The 16,327-nt window shown below is 62.3% G+C and carries 19 protein-coding genes; 8 read left to right on the top strand and 11 right to left on the bottom strand.

What is annotated here, in order from left to right:
- Positions 1-79: 79 nt before the first annotated feature.
- The 5 genes from M2366_RS01655 to M2366_RS01635 all read right to left on the bottom strand — a co-directional run bounded on the left by M2366_RS01655 (position 80) and on the right by M2366_RS01635 (position 4,078).
- Positions 80-580, bottom strand: coding sequence for a GDYXXLXY domain-containing protein (locus tag M2366_RS01655; protein WP_042042091.1), 501 nt, complete (start codon positions 578-580; stop codon positions 80-82).
- The gene (locus M2366_RS01650) at positions 577-1,587 is read right to left on the bottom strand and encodes a DUF4401 domain-containing protein (RefSeq protein ID WP_042042093.1); all 1,011 of its coding nucleotides are present in this window, start codon (positions 1,585-1,587) and stop codon (positions 577-579) included. Before M2366_RS01650 ends, M2366_RS01655 begins: the two co-directional genes overlap by 4 nt.
- A 47-nt stretch (positions 1,588-1,634) precedes the next feature.
- Positions 1,635-2,582, bottom strand: coding sequence for a DUF2157 domain-containing protein (locus tag M2366_RS01645; protein WP_042042094.1), 948 nt, complete (start codon positions 2,580-2,582; stop codon positions 1,635-1,637).
- 273 nt (positions 2,583-2,855) lie between these two features.
- Positions 2,856-3,416, bottom strand: a complete 561-nt coding sequence (locus tag M2366_RS01640) for a TMEM165/GDT1 family protein (RefSeq protein WP_259236745.1) — start codon at positions 3,414-3,416, stop codon at positions 2,856-2,858.
- Positions 3,417-3,748: 332 nt separating this feature from the next.
- Positions 3,749-4,078 (bottom strand): translation initiation factor, encoded by a 330-nt coding sequence (locus M2366_RS01635; RefSeq protein WP_042042096.1) that lies wholly within the window; start codon positions 4,076-4,078, stop codon positions 3,749-3,751.
- Between the two features lie 132 nt (positions 4,079-4,210).
- Between M2366_RS01635 and M2366_RS01630 the strand changes: the two genes are divergently transcribed.
- The 3 genes from M2366_RS01630 to M2366_RS01620 are packed head-to-tail and all read left to right on the top strand — an operon-like array spanning position 4,211 to position 6,941.
- On the top strand, positions 4,211-4,438 hold the full coding sequence (locus M2366_RS01630; RefSeq protein WP_259268783.1) for a FeoA family protein: 228 nt from the start codon (positions 4,211-4,213) through the stop codon (positions 4,436-4,438).
- Complete coding sequence (gene feoB, locus M2366_RS01625; protein WP_259268782.1) at positions 4,435-6,702, top strand: Fe(2+) transporter permease subunit FeoB; 2,268 nt, start codon at positions 4,435-4,437, stop codon at positions 6,700-6,702. The genes M2366_RS01630 and feoB overlap by 4 nt, the downstream gene beginning before the upstream one ends.
- Entirely contained in the window at positions 6,699-6,941 is a 243-nt protein-coding gene (locus M2366_RS01620; RefSeq protein WP_259268781.1) for a FeoC-like transcriptional regulator, read from the top strand. The genes feoB and M2366_RS01620 overlap by 4 nt, the downstream gene beginning before the upstream one ends.
- Positions 6,942-7,026: 85 nt before the next feature.
- Here M2366_RS01620 and tapW read toward each other — a convergent pair whose 3' ends face one another.
- Together tapW and M2366_RS01610 are read right to left on the bottom strand one after the other, a co-directional pair.
- A complete protein-coding gene (tapW, locus tag M2366_RS01615; protein WP_259268780.1) occupies positions 7,027-8,172 on the bottom strand; it encodes a type IVa pilus ATPase TapW in 1,146 nt (381 codons plus the stop codon).
- A 57-nt stretch (positions 8,173-8,229) separates the two neighbouring features.
- Positions 8,230-8,583: a DMT family protein gene (locus M2366_RS01610; protein WP_224432643.1), complete on the bottom strand. Its 354-nt coding sequence runs from the start codon at positions 8,581-8,583 to the stop codon at positions 8,230-8,232.
- A gap of 175 nt (positions 8,584-8,758) precedes the next feature.
- Here M2366_RS01610 and M2366_RS01605 point away from each other — a divergent pair, with 175 nt between their 5' ends.
- From M2366_RS01605 to M2366_RS01590, 4 genes are all read left to right on the top strand, one after another.
- Positions 8,759-9,526, top strand: coding sequence for an ABC transporter substrate-binding protein (locus M2366_RS01605; protein WP_224432644.1), 768 nt, complete (start codon positions 8,759-8,761; stop codon positions 9,524-9,526).
- A 39-nt stretch (positions 9,527-9,565) separates the two neighbouring features.
- Positions 9,566-10,342, top strand: a complete 777-nt coding sequence (locus M2366_RS01600) for an ABC transporter substrate-binding protein (RefSeq protein ID WP_224432645.1) — start codon at positions 9,566-9,568, stop codon at positions 10,340-10,342.
- A gap of 97 nt (positions 10,343-10,439) precedes the next feature.
- Positions 10,440-11,447, top strand: coding sequence for a vitamin B12 ABC transporter permease BtuC (gene btuC / locus M2366_RS01595; protein ID WP_259268779.1), 1,008 nt, complete (start codon positions 10,440-10,442; stop codon positions 11,445-11,447).
- The gene (locus M2366_RS01590; protein ID WP_259268778.1) at positions 11,431-12,210 is read left to right on the top strand and encodes an ATP-binding cassette domain-containing protein; all 780 of its coding nucleotides are present in this window, start codon (positions 11,431-11,433) and stop codon (positions 12,208-12,210) included. Before btuC ends, M2366_RS01590 begins: the two co-directional genes overlap by 17 nt.
- A 21-nt stretch (positions 12,211-12,231) precedes the next feature.
- Here M2366_RS01590 and aac(6') read toward each other — a convergent pair whose 3' ends face one another.
- Together aac(6') and M2366_RS01580 are read right to left on the bottom strand one after the other, a co-directional pair.
- Positions 12,232-12,690: an aminoglycoside 6'-N-acetyltransferase gene (gene aac(6'), locus M2366_RS01585; RefSeq protein WP_259236739.1), complete on the bottom strand. Its 459-nt coding sequence runs from the start codon at positions 12,688-12,690 to the stop codon at positions 12,232-12,234.
- Between the two features lie 6 nt (positions 12,691-12,696).
- On the bottom strand, positions 12,697-13,761 hold the full coding sequence (locus M2366_RS01580; protein WP_259236738.1) for a 3-deoxy-7-phosphoheptulonate synthase: 1,065 nt from the start codon (positions 13,759-13,761) through the stop codon (positions 12,697-12,699).
- A 144-nt stretch (positions 13,762-13,905) separates the two neighbouring features.
- On the opposite strand from M2366_RS01580, the gene M2366_RS01575 reads away from it, so the two are divergent.
- Positions 13,906-14,286, top strand: a complete 381-nt coding sequence (locus tag M2366_RS01575) for a diacylglycerol kinase (RefSeq protein WP_042043671.1) — start codon at positions 13,906-13,908, stop codon at positions 14,284-14,286.
- A 72-nt stretch (positions 14,287-14,358) separates the two neighbouring features.
- On the opposite strand, the gene M2366_RS01570 is transcribed toward M2366_RS01575, so the two are convergent.
- Complete coding sequence (locus M2366_RS01570; RefSeq protein WP_198135310.1) at positions 14,359-14,496, bottom strand: hypothetical protein; 138 nt, start codon at positions 14,494-14,496, stop codon at positions 14,359-14,361.
- A 192-nt stretch (positions 14,497-14,688) separates the two neighbouring features.
- Positions 14,689-16,191, bottom strand: a complete 1,503-nt coding sequence (gene mltF, locus M2366_RS01565; protein WP_259236737.1) for a membrane-bound lytic murein transglycosylase MltF — start codon at positions 16,189-16,191, stop codon at positions 14,689-14,691.
- Positions 16,192-16,327: the final 136 nt, after the last annotated feature.

Genomic DNA, 16,327 nt, shown 5'->3' with positions numbered 1-16,327 from the left:
GCCTGGGGCAACCTTGAGTGTCGCCAAGTCACAGGATTTCGCCAGCCATGGCCCCTCGACCTAGGGAGGGCCATGGGGCTCACCAGCGGCCGCGGGTCTCTCCCAGCGGGCGCAACTGCTCATCGCGCAAACCTAGCAACAGGCTGCTGCCATCGGGCTGCAGGCGAAACTCGCCATAGGCCGCCCCGGTCAGCGTCTCCCCTTGCCCCTCCTCGAAGAAGTAGGCGTCCGGCCCGACCTTGACCATGCCTTCCCGGCGAACGAGGTTGAGCAGCCGCTCGTCCGGCGCCAGTTTCCCGGTATCCCCGTGGGGCTGCCAGTGGGCCACGCCTTGGTTGTCTAGCCGGATCACCAGCTGGCTGCTGCCCGCCGGTTGCCGTGGGTGAGCCTGGGCCCATTGGCGGGCTATCTCGTAGTTGAGCCGCATATAGTCCCCCTGCATCAGGGAGCGGGGATCCACCGGGGCCAGACGCAGCAACACGGGTTCGCCGCTGTCGATGGCGTGCTCGAAACGCCACACCTGGGCGTTGACACCCAGCAAGATGGCGAGGCCACAGAGCAAACTGGCAAGGGTTCTCATGAGTGTCTCCCAAGGCGCAGCAACAGGGCGCGCATCAACAAGAGGGCGGTGCCAGAGCCGAGCAGCAGCCAGGACTTGGTCATCAGCGGCAGGGCCAGATCGTAGTAATAGAGCGAGCCGAAACCGAGCAGCAGCAGAGCGGCCAGGGTCATCATGCCCAGACTCCCGGCGTAGAAGCCGAGCAGCAGCACCAGGGCGCCCGCCCCCATGCCGGGGATCAGCGCCGCCAGCAACACCAGGGGCAGGGCAAACAGCCCCTGGCGGCGAGGCAGCTTCAGATGGTGAAGCAGGGCGAGCAGCAAGGCCGCGCACAGCAGCGGGTTGAGCCAATGGGGCAGCCGCGACCGTCCCAGCTCCTCGAGCACGCTGGTTTCGTCAAACAACGGCTGATGCAGGCGCCCAAGCAGGATCAAGGAGAGGGCCAGGCCAAAGGCCATGGCTTCGAACCGCTCGTGTTGATGAGGACGGCGCTGTGCCCAGAGCCAGCAGGCGCAAAGCAGCGCCATCACCAGTGGCAGGGCCAGGATCTGCAAACCGAGGCAGGCGAGCGCCAGGGTCAGCAGCAGGGCGGCGGCCAGGGTGTGAAACAGCCGGATCAGCCAGTGTTCAAAGCAGAAGGCGATGGCGAACGCCAGTGCCGAGAGCCCGGCCCAGGCGCCAAAGGCGTGCACGTCCATCCTATCTATCAGGCCATAGAGCAGCCAGGCATCCGCCGCCAGGGTCAGGGCCAGCACGAACTGATCCCAGAGATCGCCGCTGCGGGCACTGCGATTGAGCAGCAGGGCCATGGCGAGCAGGGTCGCGCCAAGGGCCAGGGCATGATCCGGGCTGTCTATCAGATCGCCAACGCTCAAAAAGAGGAAAAACAGCAAGAAGAGGGCGGCGAGCCAGCCGACCACCCCCAGCATGAAGCGGTTGGCCCAGTGGGGCTCGTTATCCCGGGGTTCATCTCCCTCGACCAGCTTGGCCGAGCGCAGGATCTGCCAGAGTTCAGGCTGTGAGGACATAGGGGCTCCGGCAAGGCAGGGAAACTGAACGGGCCGAGGCCCTCTGGTTACTGATTGGCAGCATGGCGACTCCTCTGTTGTTGCAGCCAGCGGCTGGCGGCCACCGACAGGCCAATGGCGACGAGGCTGAGCAGCAAGAAGCCATTCACATCCGGCTCCATCCATTTGCCGAGCGCCGCCAGCAAGACGACGATGACGCTGAGGCAACCCATGGCGAGCCCGGTGATGAAGCTGTGATGCCAGCAGGCATAGGCGGCGCCGAGCCAGAGCAGCCAGAGCGGCCAAATCCAGGAAGAGGCGGCATCAAACAGGGCGAGCAGGGCGAGCAGGGTGACCCCAAGCCCGGCCATCAGCGCGGGCAGGTAAGCGGGCATCACCTTGTAGCGGGCAGGCAAACTCCAGAGCCCTCCCCAGAGCAGGGCATTGAGCAGGGTGAGGCACCAGGCCAGCCCCTCCTCATCGAAGGAGAAGAACAGCGTGAACAGGCCGAGCCGCCAGTAGAGCACCAGGGCGAGCTGGGCCAGCAACCAGCTCAAGGTCCAGAGCAGAGGACTCTTGCCGAGCAGGGCCCAGGGCAGCAGCAGCATGGCCCAGAGCGCAAACAGCTGCCAGGGATCGGCCCCGGTCTGATAGGTCTGGCCCACCAGGGCGAGCAGGGCGCCGAGATTGAGGGCGCACAAGCAGAGCAGCCCCTGACGGGCGCCGTCACTGAGCCGGACGCGCCACAGTACCAGCAGCATGGCGAGCAGGGGCAGCTCGACCAGGCCCAGGCGCGGCAGTCGCCCCAGTGCCTGCCAGTTGAAGGCGACAAAGAAGATGAGACCGGCGCCAAGGCAGAGGCAACCGAGCAGCAGCAAGAGGCGATCGAACAGCACCTGCCAGCGTGCGGGAGCGGGGGGCAAATCGGCCAGACGAAGGGCCTCGGGCAGCTGTGCTGGGGCGAGGTGGCCTCGCTTGACCCAGTCGAGCAGGGGACGGCGGGAGTGATGCTGCATGGAATGGCTCCGAATAACGTGCCCCATTATGGCATAGGGCTGGGGCGCCAACACCATGGCCGAGTCCCGGGAAGGGCTGCCGATGGCTGACCTCGGCGCAGAGAGAGGCAAGACACAGACGAGGGTGGGCAAGAGGGGATCAGGGTTGAACGAGATAGCGTGGCGGGATGTGCCGAGATGGTGCCTGGCAGGGGAGGCGTTAAAGACACAGGCCCCATCATTGGATGGGGCCTGTGTCTTCTTATATCAGGGCTATCTTAGTGGCGCTGGCTATCAGGCGGTGACGATCAGGGTGCTGATCCCCAGGGTGATAAACAGGATGGCGCAGCCAATCCGGATGCTTTTGAGGGGCAACTTGTCGGCGCCGAGCTTGCCGAGCAGCACCACGGGCACGTTCGCCAGCATCATGCCGATGGTGGTGCCAGCAATGACCTGAGTGAGCGAGTCATACTTGGCGGCCAGCAGCACGGTGGCAATCTGGGTCTTGTCGCCAATTTCGGCGATAAAGAACAGCACGAAGGTGGCGAGGAAGGGGCCGTACTTGTCGAGCTTGCTATCTTCATCGTCCATCTTGTCCGGCACCAAAATCCAGACCGCCATGGCGATAAAGGCTCCCGCCACCAGATAGGTCATCAGTTTGGGATCGAGCCAGCGACTGATCAGCTCGCCAATCCAAGCCGCGCCCGCATGGTTGAGCAGGGTAGCGGCAAACATGCCGGCGATGATGGGCCAGGGCTTGCGAAAGCGACAGATCAGCAGGAGTGCGAGCAACTGGGTCTTGTCGCCTATTTCGGCGACGGCCACGCTCAGGGTGGAGGTTAACAGGGCTTCCATAAAGATACCGGGGGACGGAATTGTTATAAACCAGAGACAAGCCTGCGCCATCCGTCCCCGGTATTGGCACTGGCCCGTCAAAGGTCTTGTCAAATCCGGCATTGCTCGTTGCGGATCACGCTGACCATGGTGAGTTTGCACCAAGTATGTTGATCAACGTCTGCGGGCCTTTTAGCCCGTCAGCGACTACTCCCCCTCGATGGGAGCGGGCATTCTAGGAAAGATGCCCGGTAATTACAAGAGGTTGGCCAAGGTGAGAGCCTGATGAGGGTGACCGGCTGGTAAATCGCACATCCGGCGCTCTGCTATCGGGAAACCCGTCAGCCTCGACCTTAGCCGCCGACCTGCTTGACGGTGAAGCCCGCCTTCTCCAGCTCGCTGCGGATGAGATCGCGCTTGTCGCCCTGGATCTCGATGATCCCCTCCTTCAAGCCGCCGCCGGTACCGCACTTTTTCTTGAGCAGGGTGGCGATGGCTTTTTGCTGCGCATCAGGCACCCCATGAATGGTGATGACGCCGGCGCCCTTGCGCCCCTTGGTCTCGCGGCGAATACGCACCACCCCATCGGTGGGGAAGGGGGAGGCTGGGCTGGCCTGGGTGCTGGGGGTAATGGCACCGCCATCTGTGCTGAAAACCAGACGGCTGTTGTTGTCCTGATGCATGGTGAACTCTGCAACTAGCTAAGCGAAGTTTGATTTTACGCAAATTGTTGCGCAGGTCACAGCTTATAATGGCCACAGAAAAGAGAATTGTTCTTGTTTAGACTCGTCACAGTTTCCACCTAGGGGTTGGCCATGGTTCTCACGCAGTTATCACCGGGGCAGAGCGCTCGTATCACAGATTTGAATGCACTGGATCGCAGCCTGCGCCGCAAGCTGATGGTGATGGGGCTCTTGCCGCAATCGGAGGTCACCCTGCTGCGCTGTGCGCCCCTGGGGGATCCGCTCCAGATCCAGTGCCAGGGCATCTGCCTCTCAGTGCAAAAAAACCTGGCCAACCAGATAGAGGTGGAGTGCCTATGAGCATCAATCTGGTCACGGTCGGCAATCCCAACAGCGGCAAGACCTCACTGTTCAATGCCCTCACCGGGGCCCGCCAGCAGGTGGGTAACTGGAGCGGGGTCACGGTCGACAAGAAGATGGGCAGCTTCAGCGTCGGGGAGCTGGATTATCGGCTGACCGACTTGCCCGGCATCTATAGCCTGGCGGCGCAGGATGCCAGCCTGGATGAGCAGATAGCCAGCGGCTTCGTACAGGGCCAACGCCCTGATCTGCTGCTCAACGTCATCGATGCCGCCAGCCTGGAGCGCTCCCTCTACCTGACCTTGCAACTGCGTGAGCTGGGTCTGCCCATGCTGGTGGTGCTCAACAAGATGGATCTGCTGGAGAAGCGACGCATCACCGTTGACGAACAACTGCTCAGTGCCCGGCTCGGCTGCCCCGTGGTGTCGCTCTCGGCCCACAACCCGGCTCAGGTGCGCGCCCTCAAGGCCAGGCTCCATGAGTTCATCGGCTCGCCCCAGGCGGCGCTGCAGCTCGATTACGGCCAGCCTCTGGAGGCAGACATCAGCGAACTGGAGAGCCTGCTTGCCCCCCATCCGCTGGCGAGTCGTGGCCGCGCCCTGCGCCTGCTCGAAGAAGATCCCGTGATGGCGCAGACCCTGCTGCCCGGTCAGCAAACGGCGGCCGCCAATCTGGTGCGCCGTGCCCAGGGTCAGCAGGATATCGACCTGCAACTGGCGGACGTGCGCTACGGCCACATCCACCAATGGTGCCAGCAGGCCTGCCAGCAGCGGGGCAAGCTCAACGCCGCCCAGAGTGAGTGGCTCGACAGGGTGCTGCTCAATCGCTGGGTCGGCATCCCCTTCTTCCTGCTGGTGATGTATCTGATGTTCATGTTCGCCATCAAGGTGGGCAGTGCCTTCATCGACTTCTTCGACATCCTGGGGGGCGCCCTGTTCGTCGATGGGGTCCACCATCTGCTGGGGCTTGCCCATGCTCCCGAGTGGCTGGGGGCCATATTGGCGGATGGCTTTGGCGCCGGTCTGCAGACGGTGGCGACCTTCATCCCCGTCATCGGTTGCCTCTATCTGTTTCTTGCGGTGCTGGAGAGCTCGGGCTATCTGGCCCGGGCCGCCTTCGTGGTCGATGCCCTGATGCGTCGCCTCGGCCTGCCCGGCAAGGCGTTCGTCCCCATGCTGATGGGCTTTGGTTGCACCGTGCCCGCCGTGATGGCGACCCGCACCCTCAACTCCGAGCGTGAACGGCTGATGACTTCGGCCATGGCCCCCTTCATGTCCTGCGGCGCCCGCCTGCCGGTCTATGCCCTGTTCGCGGTGGCCTTTTTCCCGGCATCTGGCCAGAACCTGGTGTTCGGCCTCTATCTCGTCGGTATTGTGGTGGCGGTGCTCACCGGCCTGCTGCTGCGCAGCACCCTCTTGCCCGGCAAGAGTGACTCCATGCTGATGGAGATGCCCGATTACGAGCTGCCCCGGCCCATCAACGTGGGGATCAAGACCTGGCAGAAGCTGAAATCTTTCGTGTTCGGTGCCGGTAAAACCATAGTGCTGGTGGTGGCGGTGCTGAGCGTGCTCAACTCCCTGGGCACGGATGGCAGCTTCGGCCATCAGGATCAGGAGAGTTCGGTGCTGAGCAAGCTGAGCCAGGGGGTGACACCGCTGCTGCACCCCATCGGCATTCGTGAGGATAACTGGCAGGCGACGGTCGGCATCGTCACCGGTATCTTCGCCAAGGAGGCCGTGGTCGGCACCCTCAACAGCCTCTATGGGGGAGGCGAGCAGGCCGCCGATGCCGAGTACGATCTGTGGCAGAGTGTGCAAGATGCCCTGGCCAGCATCCCCGCCAATCTGGCGGCCATCAACCCGGCCGACCCCCTCGGGATAGATATCGGCGAGGTCGGGGATGCCAGGGTTGCGGCGGCGGAGCAAGAGGTGAGTCTCTCCACCTACGGCAACATGCAGGCTCACTTCGACGGGGCGGCGGGTGCCTTTGCCTACCTGCTGTTCATCCTGCTCTACATGCCATGCGCCGCCGCCATGGGCGCCCTGGTGCGTGAAACCGGTCGTCCCTGGGCTATCTACACCGCGCTCTGGTGCAACTACATGGCCTTCATGGGCGCCACGCTCTTCTATCAGGGGGCCAGCTTTGCACGCCATCCCGAGCAGAGCCTAGCCTGGATAGGTTTCTATCTCGGCTCCCTGCTGCTGCTCTGGTGGCTGGGACGCATGCGCGGTGACATAGTGACGCGCCGGGTGGTGGCGCTGTGATACTGCATGAATTAGGAGACTATCTGGCCCGGGAGCACAGGGTCAGTCGCCGGGATCTGGCCCGTCACTTCCACACCTCGGAAGATGCCGTCGAGGCCATGCTCGGGGTCTGGATGCGCAAGGGGCGCGTCATCAAACAGGAGAGCCAGCTGTGTGGCGGCCGTTGCTGCGGCAAACAGCAGCTGGTGATATTCGAATGGTGCGAGCCGGGCCGTATCGGCCTGGTGCAACGCGGCTAGGCGGTATCGCCGTCCCGGATGCCAACGAAAGAACCCGCCAGCGGCGGGTTCTTGGTCTCTGCTCTGCCAGGGCAGCCGGTGGCGCTCAGGTCCAGTCCAGCTCGTCCTTGTCATCTTTGCCTGGTTCCAGGCTCCAACCGCTGGCGTCGCTGCTATTGGCAATCTGCCCCTTGTCACGCCACAGCTTGATCTTGAGGCGCAGGTTGGTCTGCGAGTCCGCATTCTTGATCGCCTCCTCGTCCTCTATCACCCCTTCCACCACCAGATCGAACAGTGCTTCGTCGAAGGTGATCATGCCAAGGGTGCGGGATTTCTCCATCACCTCCTTGAGGCCGCCAAACTCGCCGCGTTTGATCATGTCGCGAATGGTGTGGGTGCCCAGCATGATCTCCACCGCCGCCCGGCGCCCGCCATCCGCGGTCTTCACCAGTCGCTGGGAGACAAAGGCCTTGAGGTTGTTGCCCAGATCGTTGAGCAGCTGGGGACGGCGCTCCTCGGGGAAGAAGTTGATGATGCGATCCAGCGCCTGGTTGGCGTTGTTGGCGTGCAGGGTGGAGATGGCGAGGTGGCCGGTCTCCGAGAAGGCCAGGGCATGCTCCATGGTTTCGCGGTCACGAATTTCGCCGATGAGGATCACGTCCGGTGCCTGACGCAGGGTATTTTTCAGGGCGGCGTGGAAGCTGCGGGTGTCCACGCCCACTTCGCGCTGGTTGATGATGCTCTTGCGGTGGCGATGCACGTACTCCACCGGATCCTCGATGGTGATGATGTGGCCGCCGCTGTTGCGGTTGCGATGGTCGATCAGCGCCGCCAGCGATGTGGACTTGCCCGAGCCTGTGCCGCCGACGAACAGCACCAGGCCCCGTTTCTCCATGATGGTATCGAGCAGCACTGGGGGGAGCTTCAAGTCCTCGAAGCGGGGGATCTCGGTCTTGATGTTGCGCGCCACCAGGGAGACTTCGTTGCGCTGCTTGAAGATGTTGACTCGAAAGCGGCCTATCTGGGGCAGGGAGATGGCAAGGTTCATCTCCAGCTCCTTGTCGAACTGCTGCTTTTGCTCAAGATCCATGATCTCTGCGGCGATGGCGGCCACCTCGCCCGGGGCGAGCGGGGCCTCGCTGAGGGTGCGCAACACCCCCTGAAACTTGGCGCTGGGGGGGGCGCCGGTAGAGAGGTAGAGGTCGGAGCCATCCTGGCTCGCCAATCGCTTCAGCATCTCGTGCAGATCCATGACTCGTCTCGCTTAGCCGTCAATGATGTGAGTAATCAAACAGATTGTATCTGCTTATCAACTCATGAGTTTCTCGCGGAATACAAAAAAGACCGCCCCCATGATGCAAAGCCCGGCCCAGAGGTAGTCCCACTTGAGATCCTCCTTGAGATAGAAGACCGAGAAGGGCACGAAGATGGTGAGGGTGATCACCTCCTGCAAGATCTTGAGCTGGCCCACATTGAGTACCGTATGGCCTATCCGGTTGGCGGGGACCTGAAACAGGTATTCGAGCAAGGCGATGCCCCAGCTCACCAGGGCGGCGATGATCCAGGGTTTGTGGTTCATCTCCTTGAGGTGGGCATACCAGGCAAAGGTCATGAAGACATTGCTGCAGATTAACAGTCCGATGCTGGTCAAAATAGGATTCATGGGTGGCTCCTTGACATGAGGGATTGGGTGCAGATTACCCACTTTATGCGGACCGAAACGGGGCTCATGAGCGGCTCCTTGGCGCAATGGCGCCTGTTATATCTCAGTCGAGTCATATCCATAAGCCCCTCTTCAAGGTATTTTTAGCGAACCATCTCAGCGAGGAAAACAGGGAATGTTCAAGTGGAGCTGGCTATCTGTTGTCCTGATATGGGCCAGCCTGGTGCAGGGAGCGCAAGGATCACAGGAAGGTGAGGGGGAGCCCGCCAGTCTGACGGTCGCGACCGACGTCTGGCCCCCGTTTCGCATACTCAGGGCCGATGGCCGCTTCGAGGGACTGGATGTGGATATTCTGGCGGCCCTGGCGCGCCACCTCGATATCCCCATCAAGGTCGAGCGTTTCCCCTGGGGACGCGCCCTGCAGCGCATGCAAACCGGCCAGGTCGATCTCATGATAGGGCTGGCCAAGACTCCGGAGCGCACCGCCTTTATCGACTATCTGCAACCGGCGTATTATCAGTGCCGCCCGGCCTTTTATGCCGAGCCGCTGCTCGCCGCCCAGATCCGCCGTTATGGAGACTTGGCCCATCACGAGGTGGGTTATGTGCTCAAATCGAGCTATTTCAGCCCCTTTGATGAAGACAAGAGCCTCAACAAGCATGGGGTGCCCACCGAAGAACAACTGCTCGGCATGGTCTCACGCGGCCACCTGCCGCTGATGATAGGCACGGATTGCCAGGTTGATTACGCCCTGAGTCTCGCCAACCCGGCGGGCCTTATCAAGACCCGTTACCGCCCGGATAAACCCGTCACTCTCTATCTGGGCATGAGCAAACATTCAAAGGCCCAGCCGCTAAAAGAGCGGATCCAGGCCGCCCTGGCCGAGCTGGTGGCGAGTGGTGAGTTGGCGCAGTTGGCGTCCCATTATAAACCGGGCGAATGATGAGTCGCTTTGCATAGATACCATGGATGGGGAGGTAAGATGTTGAAATGGATATGGGGCTGCTGGCTATTGATGCCGCTCTTTGGCCTGATGGCTGCGCCATCGAGAACCCTGACCGTGGCCAGCAGTGAGTGGCCCCCCTTCATCATGGTGGATGGACAGGGTCGGATGAGCGGCATCGACATCGACCTGATCCAGGCCCTGGAGCGGCATACCGGTTTGCAATTCATCGTCAAGATCTACCCCTGGGGGCGGGTATTGAGGTATGCCGAGGTGGGGGAGATCGACATGGTGTTCAGCATTGCCAAGACCCTAGAGCGCGAGCGCTATGTGGAGTATCTGTCACCGCCCTACATCGCCTGTCCGCCAGCCTTCTACGCCCGTCCCGATCTGGCGGGCCAGATCCGCAATTATCAGGATCTGGGCGCCCATCAGGTAGGTTATGTGCTCAAGTCAGCCCACTTCGCCCGTTTTGACAATGATGAACAGCTCGACAAGCATGGGGTGCCGACCGAGACGCAACTGTTGGGCATGCTGATGCGCGATCACCTGCAGGTGATGGTCGCGGGCTCTTGCCACATGGATTACATCCTCTCCAGGCATAACCCGGCGGGGCTGGTCAAGACGACTTATCGCCCGCCAGAGCAGGAGGGGGTCTACCTGGCCATGAGTCGCCTCTCCCCGCACAAGGCGCTGGGCGTCAAGATAGAACAGGCCCTGGCCGAGACGGTGAAAAGCGGTGAGCTGGCCCGGATTGTCGCTCGCTATTACCCGCCGATGGCGACGGTTCCGGTGCGGCCCGCGACATCGCCTTGACCACGGGGCCCTCTGCCTTGCTATCATGACGGCCATGATGAGGGGCCATATCGGCACCCTCGGTGTTTGACCCACAGACCTCTGCCCGGGATATGCCTTGTTTACCACCTTGATCGCCCGTCAGCGCCGCTGGCAGCAGCGGCTGCTGCTTGGCCTGCTCTGCCTGACCCTGTTGCTGTTTTTGCTCTCGCTCTGCGTCGGCGCCTTTATGGTGCTGCCCTGGCAACCGCTGGGGCCGCTGGAGCAGCAAATTCTGCTGGAGCTGCGCGTGCCCCGCGCCCTGCTCGCCCTGCTGGCGGGGGCCTCTCTGGCCTGCGGCGGCGCGGTGTTGCAGGTGATGCTCCATAACCCCGTGGCCGAGCCCGGCCTGCTTGGGGTGTCGAGCGGCGCCGGTCTTGCCGCCATGCTGGCCATGGCCCTGGCCAAGGGCGCCGACATGGCGCTGCCGGGCTGGGCCCTATCCCTGGCCGCCTTCGGCGGCGCCTTGCTGGTGACGCTCCTGCTGCTGCTGGCCGCCCGCCGCGCCCATCTGGGCCATGCTCGCCTGCTCTTGCTCGGGGTGGCCATCGGCATACTCACCAACGCCGTGATGACCTGGCTGATGTATTTCGCCGACGACGGGTCGGTGCGCGAATTCATGTTCTGGATGATGGGCAGCCTGGCTTATGGCAGCCAGCAACTCGGCTGGTGGTGGCTGTTGATGCCACTGACCCTGCTCTGGCTGATCCGCCAGGGCAGGGCGCTGCAGCAGTTGCTGCTGGGGGAGACCCAGGCCCGTCTGATGGGGCTGGATGTGCATCGCCTGCGGGTGCGTCTGGTGCTGGCGGTCTGTCTGCTGACCGGGCTCGCGGTGGCCCTGTGCGGCGTCATTGGCTTCGTCGGTCTGGTGGTGCCTCATCTGCTGCGTCTGTGCGGGGTGAGCGATCAGCGCTTCTTGCTGCCCGCCTCCGCCCTGGGGGGCGGCGCCCTGCTGCTGGGGGCGGATCTCTGTGCCCGCACCCTGCTGGCGGCGGGGGAGTTGCCCATTGGGGTGGTGACCGCCTCGGTCGGCGCGCCTCTCTTTATTTATCTTCTGCTCAGGCAATCCCATGATCAGCCCCGTTGATGACAAGGCGCTGCTCTGCGCCCGGCAACTGAGCCTGGCGGGTCGGTTGGCCCCCCTCTCCCTCGATTGGCAGGGCGGCCAGCTGGTGGCCCTGCTTGGCCCCAATGGCAGCGGGAAATCGACCCTGCTCGGCGCCCTGGCCGGTCTGCTCCCCGCCGAGGGCAGCATCACCTTGTCCGGGGACACACTGGCTTCCCTGAGTCTGCCGGATCTGGCCAGACGCCGGGCCATGCTGCCTCAGCGCCAGCCCCATCTGTTTCATACCCCGGTGTTCTCAGTGCTGGCGCTGGGCCTTGGCGAGTCCGGCGCCGTCAGCCAGGCTGCCCGAGAGGCCATGGCAGCGCTGTGCCAGGCCCTGGAGCTCGATCATCTGCTCGGGCGGGACTTCAGCCGGCTCTCGGGGGGGGAACAGCAGCGGGTATTGATCGCCCGCACCCTGTTGCAGGTCTGGCCCGGGCTCAATCCGGCGGGACGCCTGCTGCTGCTCGACGAGCCCCTGGCCGGGTTGGATCTGCATCACCAGCTGGCGCTGCTGCGCCTGCTCAAGTCGGTCAGTCGACAGGAATTGCTGGTGGTGATGGCCATTCACGACATCAATCTTGCCATCGACTGGGCCGATCGAATGCTCTGTCTGCAAGGGGGGGAGATGGTGTGCGAGGGCGGGGTTGAGCTTATCGACGAGGCCCTGCTCGAGCGGGTGTTCCAGATCAGGACCAACCGGCTGGAGGCGGGGGGGCGGGTCTGGTTTATGCCGAGTCTGTGAGAAACAAGCAAGGCCCTGGCGTCAGCCGAGGGCCTTTTTGAAGAAGACGACCCGCTCCGTTTCGGCAAAGCCGAGTCGCTGGTGCAGCTGCTGTGAGGCGAGGTTGTCGATGGCGGCATCGGAGGCCAGTTCGCGACAACCCAGCTCGTGGCCCCACTGCGCCACCCGGGCAATCAACGCCTGGGCCAACCCGCGCCGGCGCGAAGCCGGCTGCACATAGACCCCTTCCAGATAGACCACCGGGCTGCTCTCGCAGCCGTTCACGTAATCGTGGCGCAGGGCCGCATCGGCAAAGGCCACCGCCTGGCTCTGCTCATCCAGCACCAGAAAGGTGTTGAGATGGGCATTGGCCAGCAGTTCGGCACCTTCCTGCAGATGGGCTGAGAGTGCATGGTGCGGCCACAGCTGCTGGCGCAGGGTTGCCCACTGCGCCAGCAGCGTCTCGTCGAGGGGCACTATCCGCCAGTCGGCGTTCGTCATCAGCACTCAGGCCTGCCGCTTGGCAAGGCGTACCTGGGCCGCCTCGGCCAGCATGGCCAGCAGGGTCTCGGTATCGTCCCAGGAGAGGCAGGCATCGGTGATGCTCTGGCCGAAGGTTGCGGCACAGCCGTTCTCCACATCCTGACGGCCTTCGACCAGGAAGCTCTCGGCCATGATGCCGGCGATGCCGGTGCGGCCACGGCGCAGCTGATCGCAGATATCCTGCGCCACCAACAGCTGGCGACGATGATCCTTCAAGCTGTTGCCATGGCTGAAATCCACCACCAGCCGCTCGGGCAGGTTGACCTTGGCCAGTGCCTCGCAGGCTTCATCCACGCTGGCGGTATCATAGTTGGGCCTGTGGCCGCCACGCAGTATCACATGACCATAGGGGTTGCCGGCGGTGCGATAGATGGTCATCTTGCCGTCTTTATCCGGCGAGTAGAAGATGTGGCTGTGGCGGGCGGCGCGCACCGCATCGATGGCGATGCGGGTGTTGCCGTCGGTGCCATTCTTGAAGCCGACCGGGCAGGAGAGCGCCGAGGCCATCTCGCGGTGGACCTGGGATTCGGTGGTGCGGGCGCCTATGGCACCCCAGGTGATGAGATCGCTGATGTACTGACCGGTCACCATATCGAGGAACTCGGTGGCAGTGGGCAGACCCAGGGCGTTGATGTCCGCCAGCAACTTGCGCGCCAGCTTGAGTCCTTCATTGACGTCGAAGCTGCCGTCCAGGCGCGGATCGTTGATGAGCCCCTTCCAGCCGACTATGGTGCGCGGTTTCTCGAAATAGGTGCGCATGACGATGCACAGCGTCTCTTGGTATTGGTCGCGCAGGGCATTGAGCCGGGCGGCATAGTCGAGGGCGGCAATGGGGTCGTGGATGGAGCAGGGCCCCACTACCACCAGCAGACGCTGGTCGTTACCGGCCAGTATGGCCTCGACATCACGGCGGGCATCGAGCAGGTTCTGGGCGATCTTGTCGGTAATGGGGAAGGCGGCGGCGAGTTCGCTCGGGGTGATGAGGGACTCCAGGCGCCGGGTGCGCAATTCATCGGTGTGAATGGACATACAAACTCAAGTCTCGAGTGGGTGGCATAGCCACAGGCGGCGAAAAAGCAAAGAGATAAAATAAAGCAAAACCCTGTCGATTGAAACCTTGGGCGGCTCTGATAGGATGTGAGGCCATTTCATCCCTACCCGAGGTAGTTTTTTGTGGCAAAACCTGGCGCGACCGGTCTGACCCGGATCATCAATGCAACCGGCTATAGCATGAAGGGGCTCAAATCAGCCTGGCTCAACGAGGCCGCCTTCCGCCAGGAGCTGGTGCTGATCCTGCTGTTGATGCCGCTTGCCTTCTGGGTCGGGGGGGATCTCAACCAGATATTGCTGCTGATCGCGGTGAGCTGGCTGGTGGTGATTGTCGAAGTGCTCAACTCGGCGGTAGAGGCGGTGGTGGACAGGATAGGCTCAGAACATCATGAGTTGTCTGGACGGGCCAAAGATTTGGGCTCGGCCGCCGTCTTCCTCGTGCTGGCACTGAATGTGGTGGTGTGGGGCGCCCTGGCGGGACGTAATCTGCTCGGCTGGTGGTAAGCTTGCGAGATGATTTAGCACAGAATAAAGGCGCCTGATGGCGCCTTTATTCTTGGTCCGGTTTTGGCTGGCTCACTCTGCGATGAGCAGGGTGTAGGAGCGGTTGCGGCGCCAGATCTTGCGTTTGGTGTCATTGAGCTTGAGTTTGCGCCTGGGGCTCCAGCCGCTCTTTGTCGCTTTGACCAGACGAGTCTTTCTACGTTTTTGCATCTTGGTCTCCTCCTAAATGGCATGACTGGCCGATGGCCGTCCGGTGACATCATTGGAACTTAAGGGTGGAGCCCATCTGAAAGTGCTGTCTGCTATCTCGACCTGAGGATGTGAGGGACAAAAACAATTTCGGATAGGCTCCGATGTGACAGGATGATAGCAGGCTTGCGCGGGCTTAGACAGACGCTTGATTCAGCCTTGTTCGACCCCCGTGATCCGGCTCACTACCTCGGCGATGGGACTTGGGTGAGAAGCCTCATCGCTGACGGGCTCGTTGTCGTCCTCGTCCAGCGCCTCACGCCGTTGCGCCTTCTGCTGTTCGTTGTCCAGCCACAGCAGGCTCTGGTAATACTGGCGCACGTTGTTGACATAGTTGCGCGCCTCGCCACCGCGGGCATAGCCGTAGCGAACCTTGCTGTGCCAGCGGGCCTGTTGCAGCAGCGGCAGCACCTCCTTGACGTCTCCCCAGCTGTCCGGATCCTTGCCCAGCTGCTTGGTCAGGCGGCGGGCATCCATCATGTGGCCATAACCGATGTTGTAGGCGGTGAGGGCAAACCACACCTTCTCGTCCTCGGGTACCGAGTCCGGCACCTTGTCGACCATCAGCTTGAGGTAGCGGGCCCCCCCTTCGATGCTCTCCTCCGGGTGGGTTCGATCGTTCACCCCCATGGCCTTGGCGGTGTTTTCGGTCAACATCATCATGCCGCGCACCCCGGTGTAGGAGCGGGCAGCAGGATCCCAGTGGGACTCCTGATAACTGATGGCGGCCAGCAGGCGCCAGTCAATCTCCAGGGCATGTTGCTTGAACAGCTCCTGATACTTGGGCAGCAGCTCCTTGGCCCGGCGCAGGAAGGTGCGGGTATCGACAAAATCGAAGTTCTGCACATGGCCAAAATATTTCTCGTCGAGCTTGGCGATGGCGCCATCCATGAAGCGTTGGCCGAAGAAGTCGATGACGCTGGCATAGAGGCTGTCATCGGGCAGGCGGTTCATGACCCAGGCCACGGTCTGGCTGTCGGAGAGGGTGAGCGCCTCGGCAAGCTCGGGGTAGTAACGCTGGGTGCGTGCCAGCACGGTATTTTGCACTATGGTGTAGTCAATTTTCCCCTCGGCCAGCATCTTGAGCAGATCCTCGGTGTCCGACTTGGGATCGGCTTGCCAGCTGAGTGTGGGGTGGGATACCTGAAACTCCTTGAGCAGATCTTCACCGCTCGAGCCCTGGGCCACCACCAGCTTGCCGTCTATGTCATCCAGGCTGCGCGGGCGCCGGGAACCATTGCGATAGACCAGCTTGGGGGAGACCTGGTAAAAACCGGGGCCGAAGCGAAATTGGGCTCGGCGCTCCGGGGTGACGACGATGGCGGCGGCAACGAGGTCCAGTTTGTCACCCTCAAGCAGCCCGACCAGTTCGGCACTGGTGTTGACTGGAATGATGGTCAGCTTGACGCCGAGCCAGTCGGCAAAGGATTGCGCCAGTTCGTAATCGTAACCGAAGGCGGTGTCGTCTCTTTGGTAATAGGAGGTGGGCCCGTAGAGGGTCCCGACCCGGATCTCGCCTCGCTGACGGATCTGCTCCAGCTGGCTGGAGGGGGTGTGAAAGTCACAGCTGGCGAGGAGCAGCGTCATGATCACGGCGAGAAATAGTCGAACAATGTGGCGCAAGTAGGCGAGTACCCTTGTTGAAAAATTCGGCATTTGTCAAAAAAGAGGCTCCTTTATACCAGAGAGTCCGAGGCGAGTCACACCGGCGCCGTGGATAAAAACGTTTGTCCGGCAGGGGAGGGATCCCTATAATACGCGCGTCTCAAATCCCCCCACACATTAAAACTTG

Source organism: Aeromonas sp. BIGb0405, from assembly GCF_024807335.1.
GTDB classification, from domain to species: domain Bacteria; phylum Pseudomonadota; class Gammaproteobacteria; order Enterobacterales; family Aeromonadaceae; genus Aeromonas; species Aeromonas rivuli.
The sequence above is the reverse complement of the archived record's forward strand: the minus strand, read 5'-3'. Positions and strand labels throughout refer to the sequence as shown.

What these genes read in the sequence shown, in the direction of transcription:
- M2366_RS01600 (WP_224432645.1), top strand. Translation starts at nt 9,566, where the DNA reads ATGTTGAAATGGATATGGGGCTGCTGGCTATTGATGCCGCTCTTTGGC.
- feoB (WP_259268782.1), top strand. Translation starts at nt 4,435, where the DNA reads ATGAGCATCAATCTGGTCACGGTCGGCAATCCCAACAGCGGCAAGACC.
- M2366_RS01640 (WP_259236745.1), bottom strand. Translation starts at nt 3,416, where the DNA reads ATGGAAGCCCTGTTAACCTCCACCCTGAGCGTGGCCGTCGCCGAAATA.
- M2366_RS01605 (WP_224432644.1), top strand. Translation starts at nt 8,759, where the DNA reads ATGTTCAAGTGGAGCTGGCTATCTGTTGTCCTGATATGGGCCAGCCTG.
- M2366_RS01635 (WP_042042096.1), bottom strand. Translation starts at nt 4,078, where the DNA reads ATGCATCAGGACAACAACAGCCGTCTGGTTTTCAGCACAGATGGCGGT.
- M2366_RS01610 (WP_224432643.1), bottom strand. Translation starts at nt 8,583, where the DNA reads ATGAATCCTATTTTGACCAGCATCGGACTGTTAATCTGCAGCAATGTC.
- tapW (WP_259268780.1), bottom strand. Translation starts at nt 8,172, where the DNA reads ATGGATCTGCACGAGATGCTGAAGCGATTGGCGAGCCAGGATGGCTCC.
- mltF (WP_259236737.1), bottom strand. Translation starts at nt 16,191, where the DNA reads ATGCCGAATTTTTCAACAAGGGTACTCGCCTACTTGCGCCACATTGTT.
- M2366_RS01630 (WP_259268783.1), top strand. Translation starts at nt 4,211, where the DNA reads ATGGTTCTCACGCAGTTATCACCGGGGCAGAGCGCTCGTATCACAGAT.
- M2366_RS01655 (WP_042042091.1), bottom strand. Translation starts at nt 580, where the DNA reads ATGAGAACCCTTGCCAGTTTGCTCTGTGGCCTCGCCATCTTGCTGGGT.
- M2366_RS01590 (WP_259268778.1), top strand. Translation starts at nt 11,431, where the DNA reads ATGATCAGCCCCGTTGATGACAAGGCGCTGCTCTGCGCCCGGCAACTG.
- M2366_RS01645 (WP_042042094.1), bottom strand. Translation starts at nt 2,582, where the DNA reads ATGCAGCATCACTCCCGCCGTCCCCTGCTCGACTGGGTCAAGCGAGGC.
- M2366_RS01650 (WP_042042093.1), bottom strand. Translation starts at nt 1,587, where the DNA reads ATGTCCTCACAGCCTGAACTCTGGCAGATCCTGCGCTCGGCCAAGCTG.
- M2366_RS01570 (WP_198135310.1), bottom strand. Translation starts at nt 14,496, where the DNA reads ATGCAAAAACGTAGAAAGACTCGTCTGGTCAAAGCGACAAAGAGCGGC.
- M2366_RS01580 (WP_259236738.1), bottom strand. Translation starts at nt 13,761, where the DNA reads ATGTCCATTCACACCGATGAATTGCGCACCCGGCGCCTGGAGTCCCTC.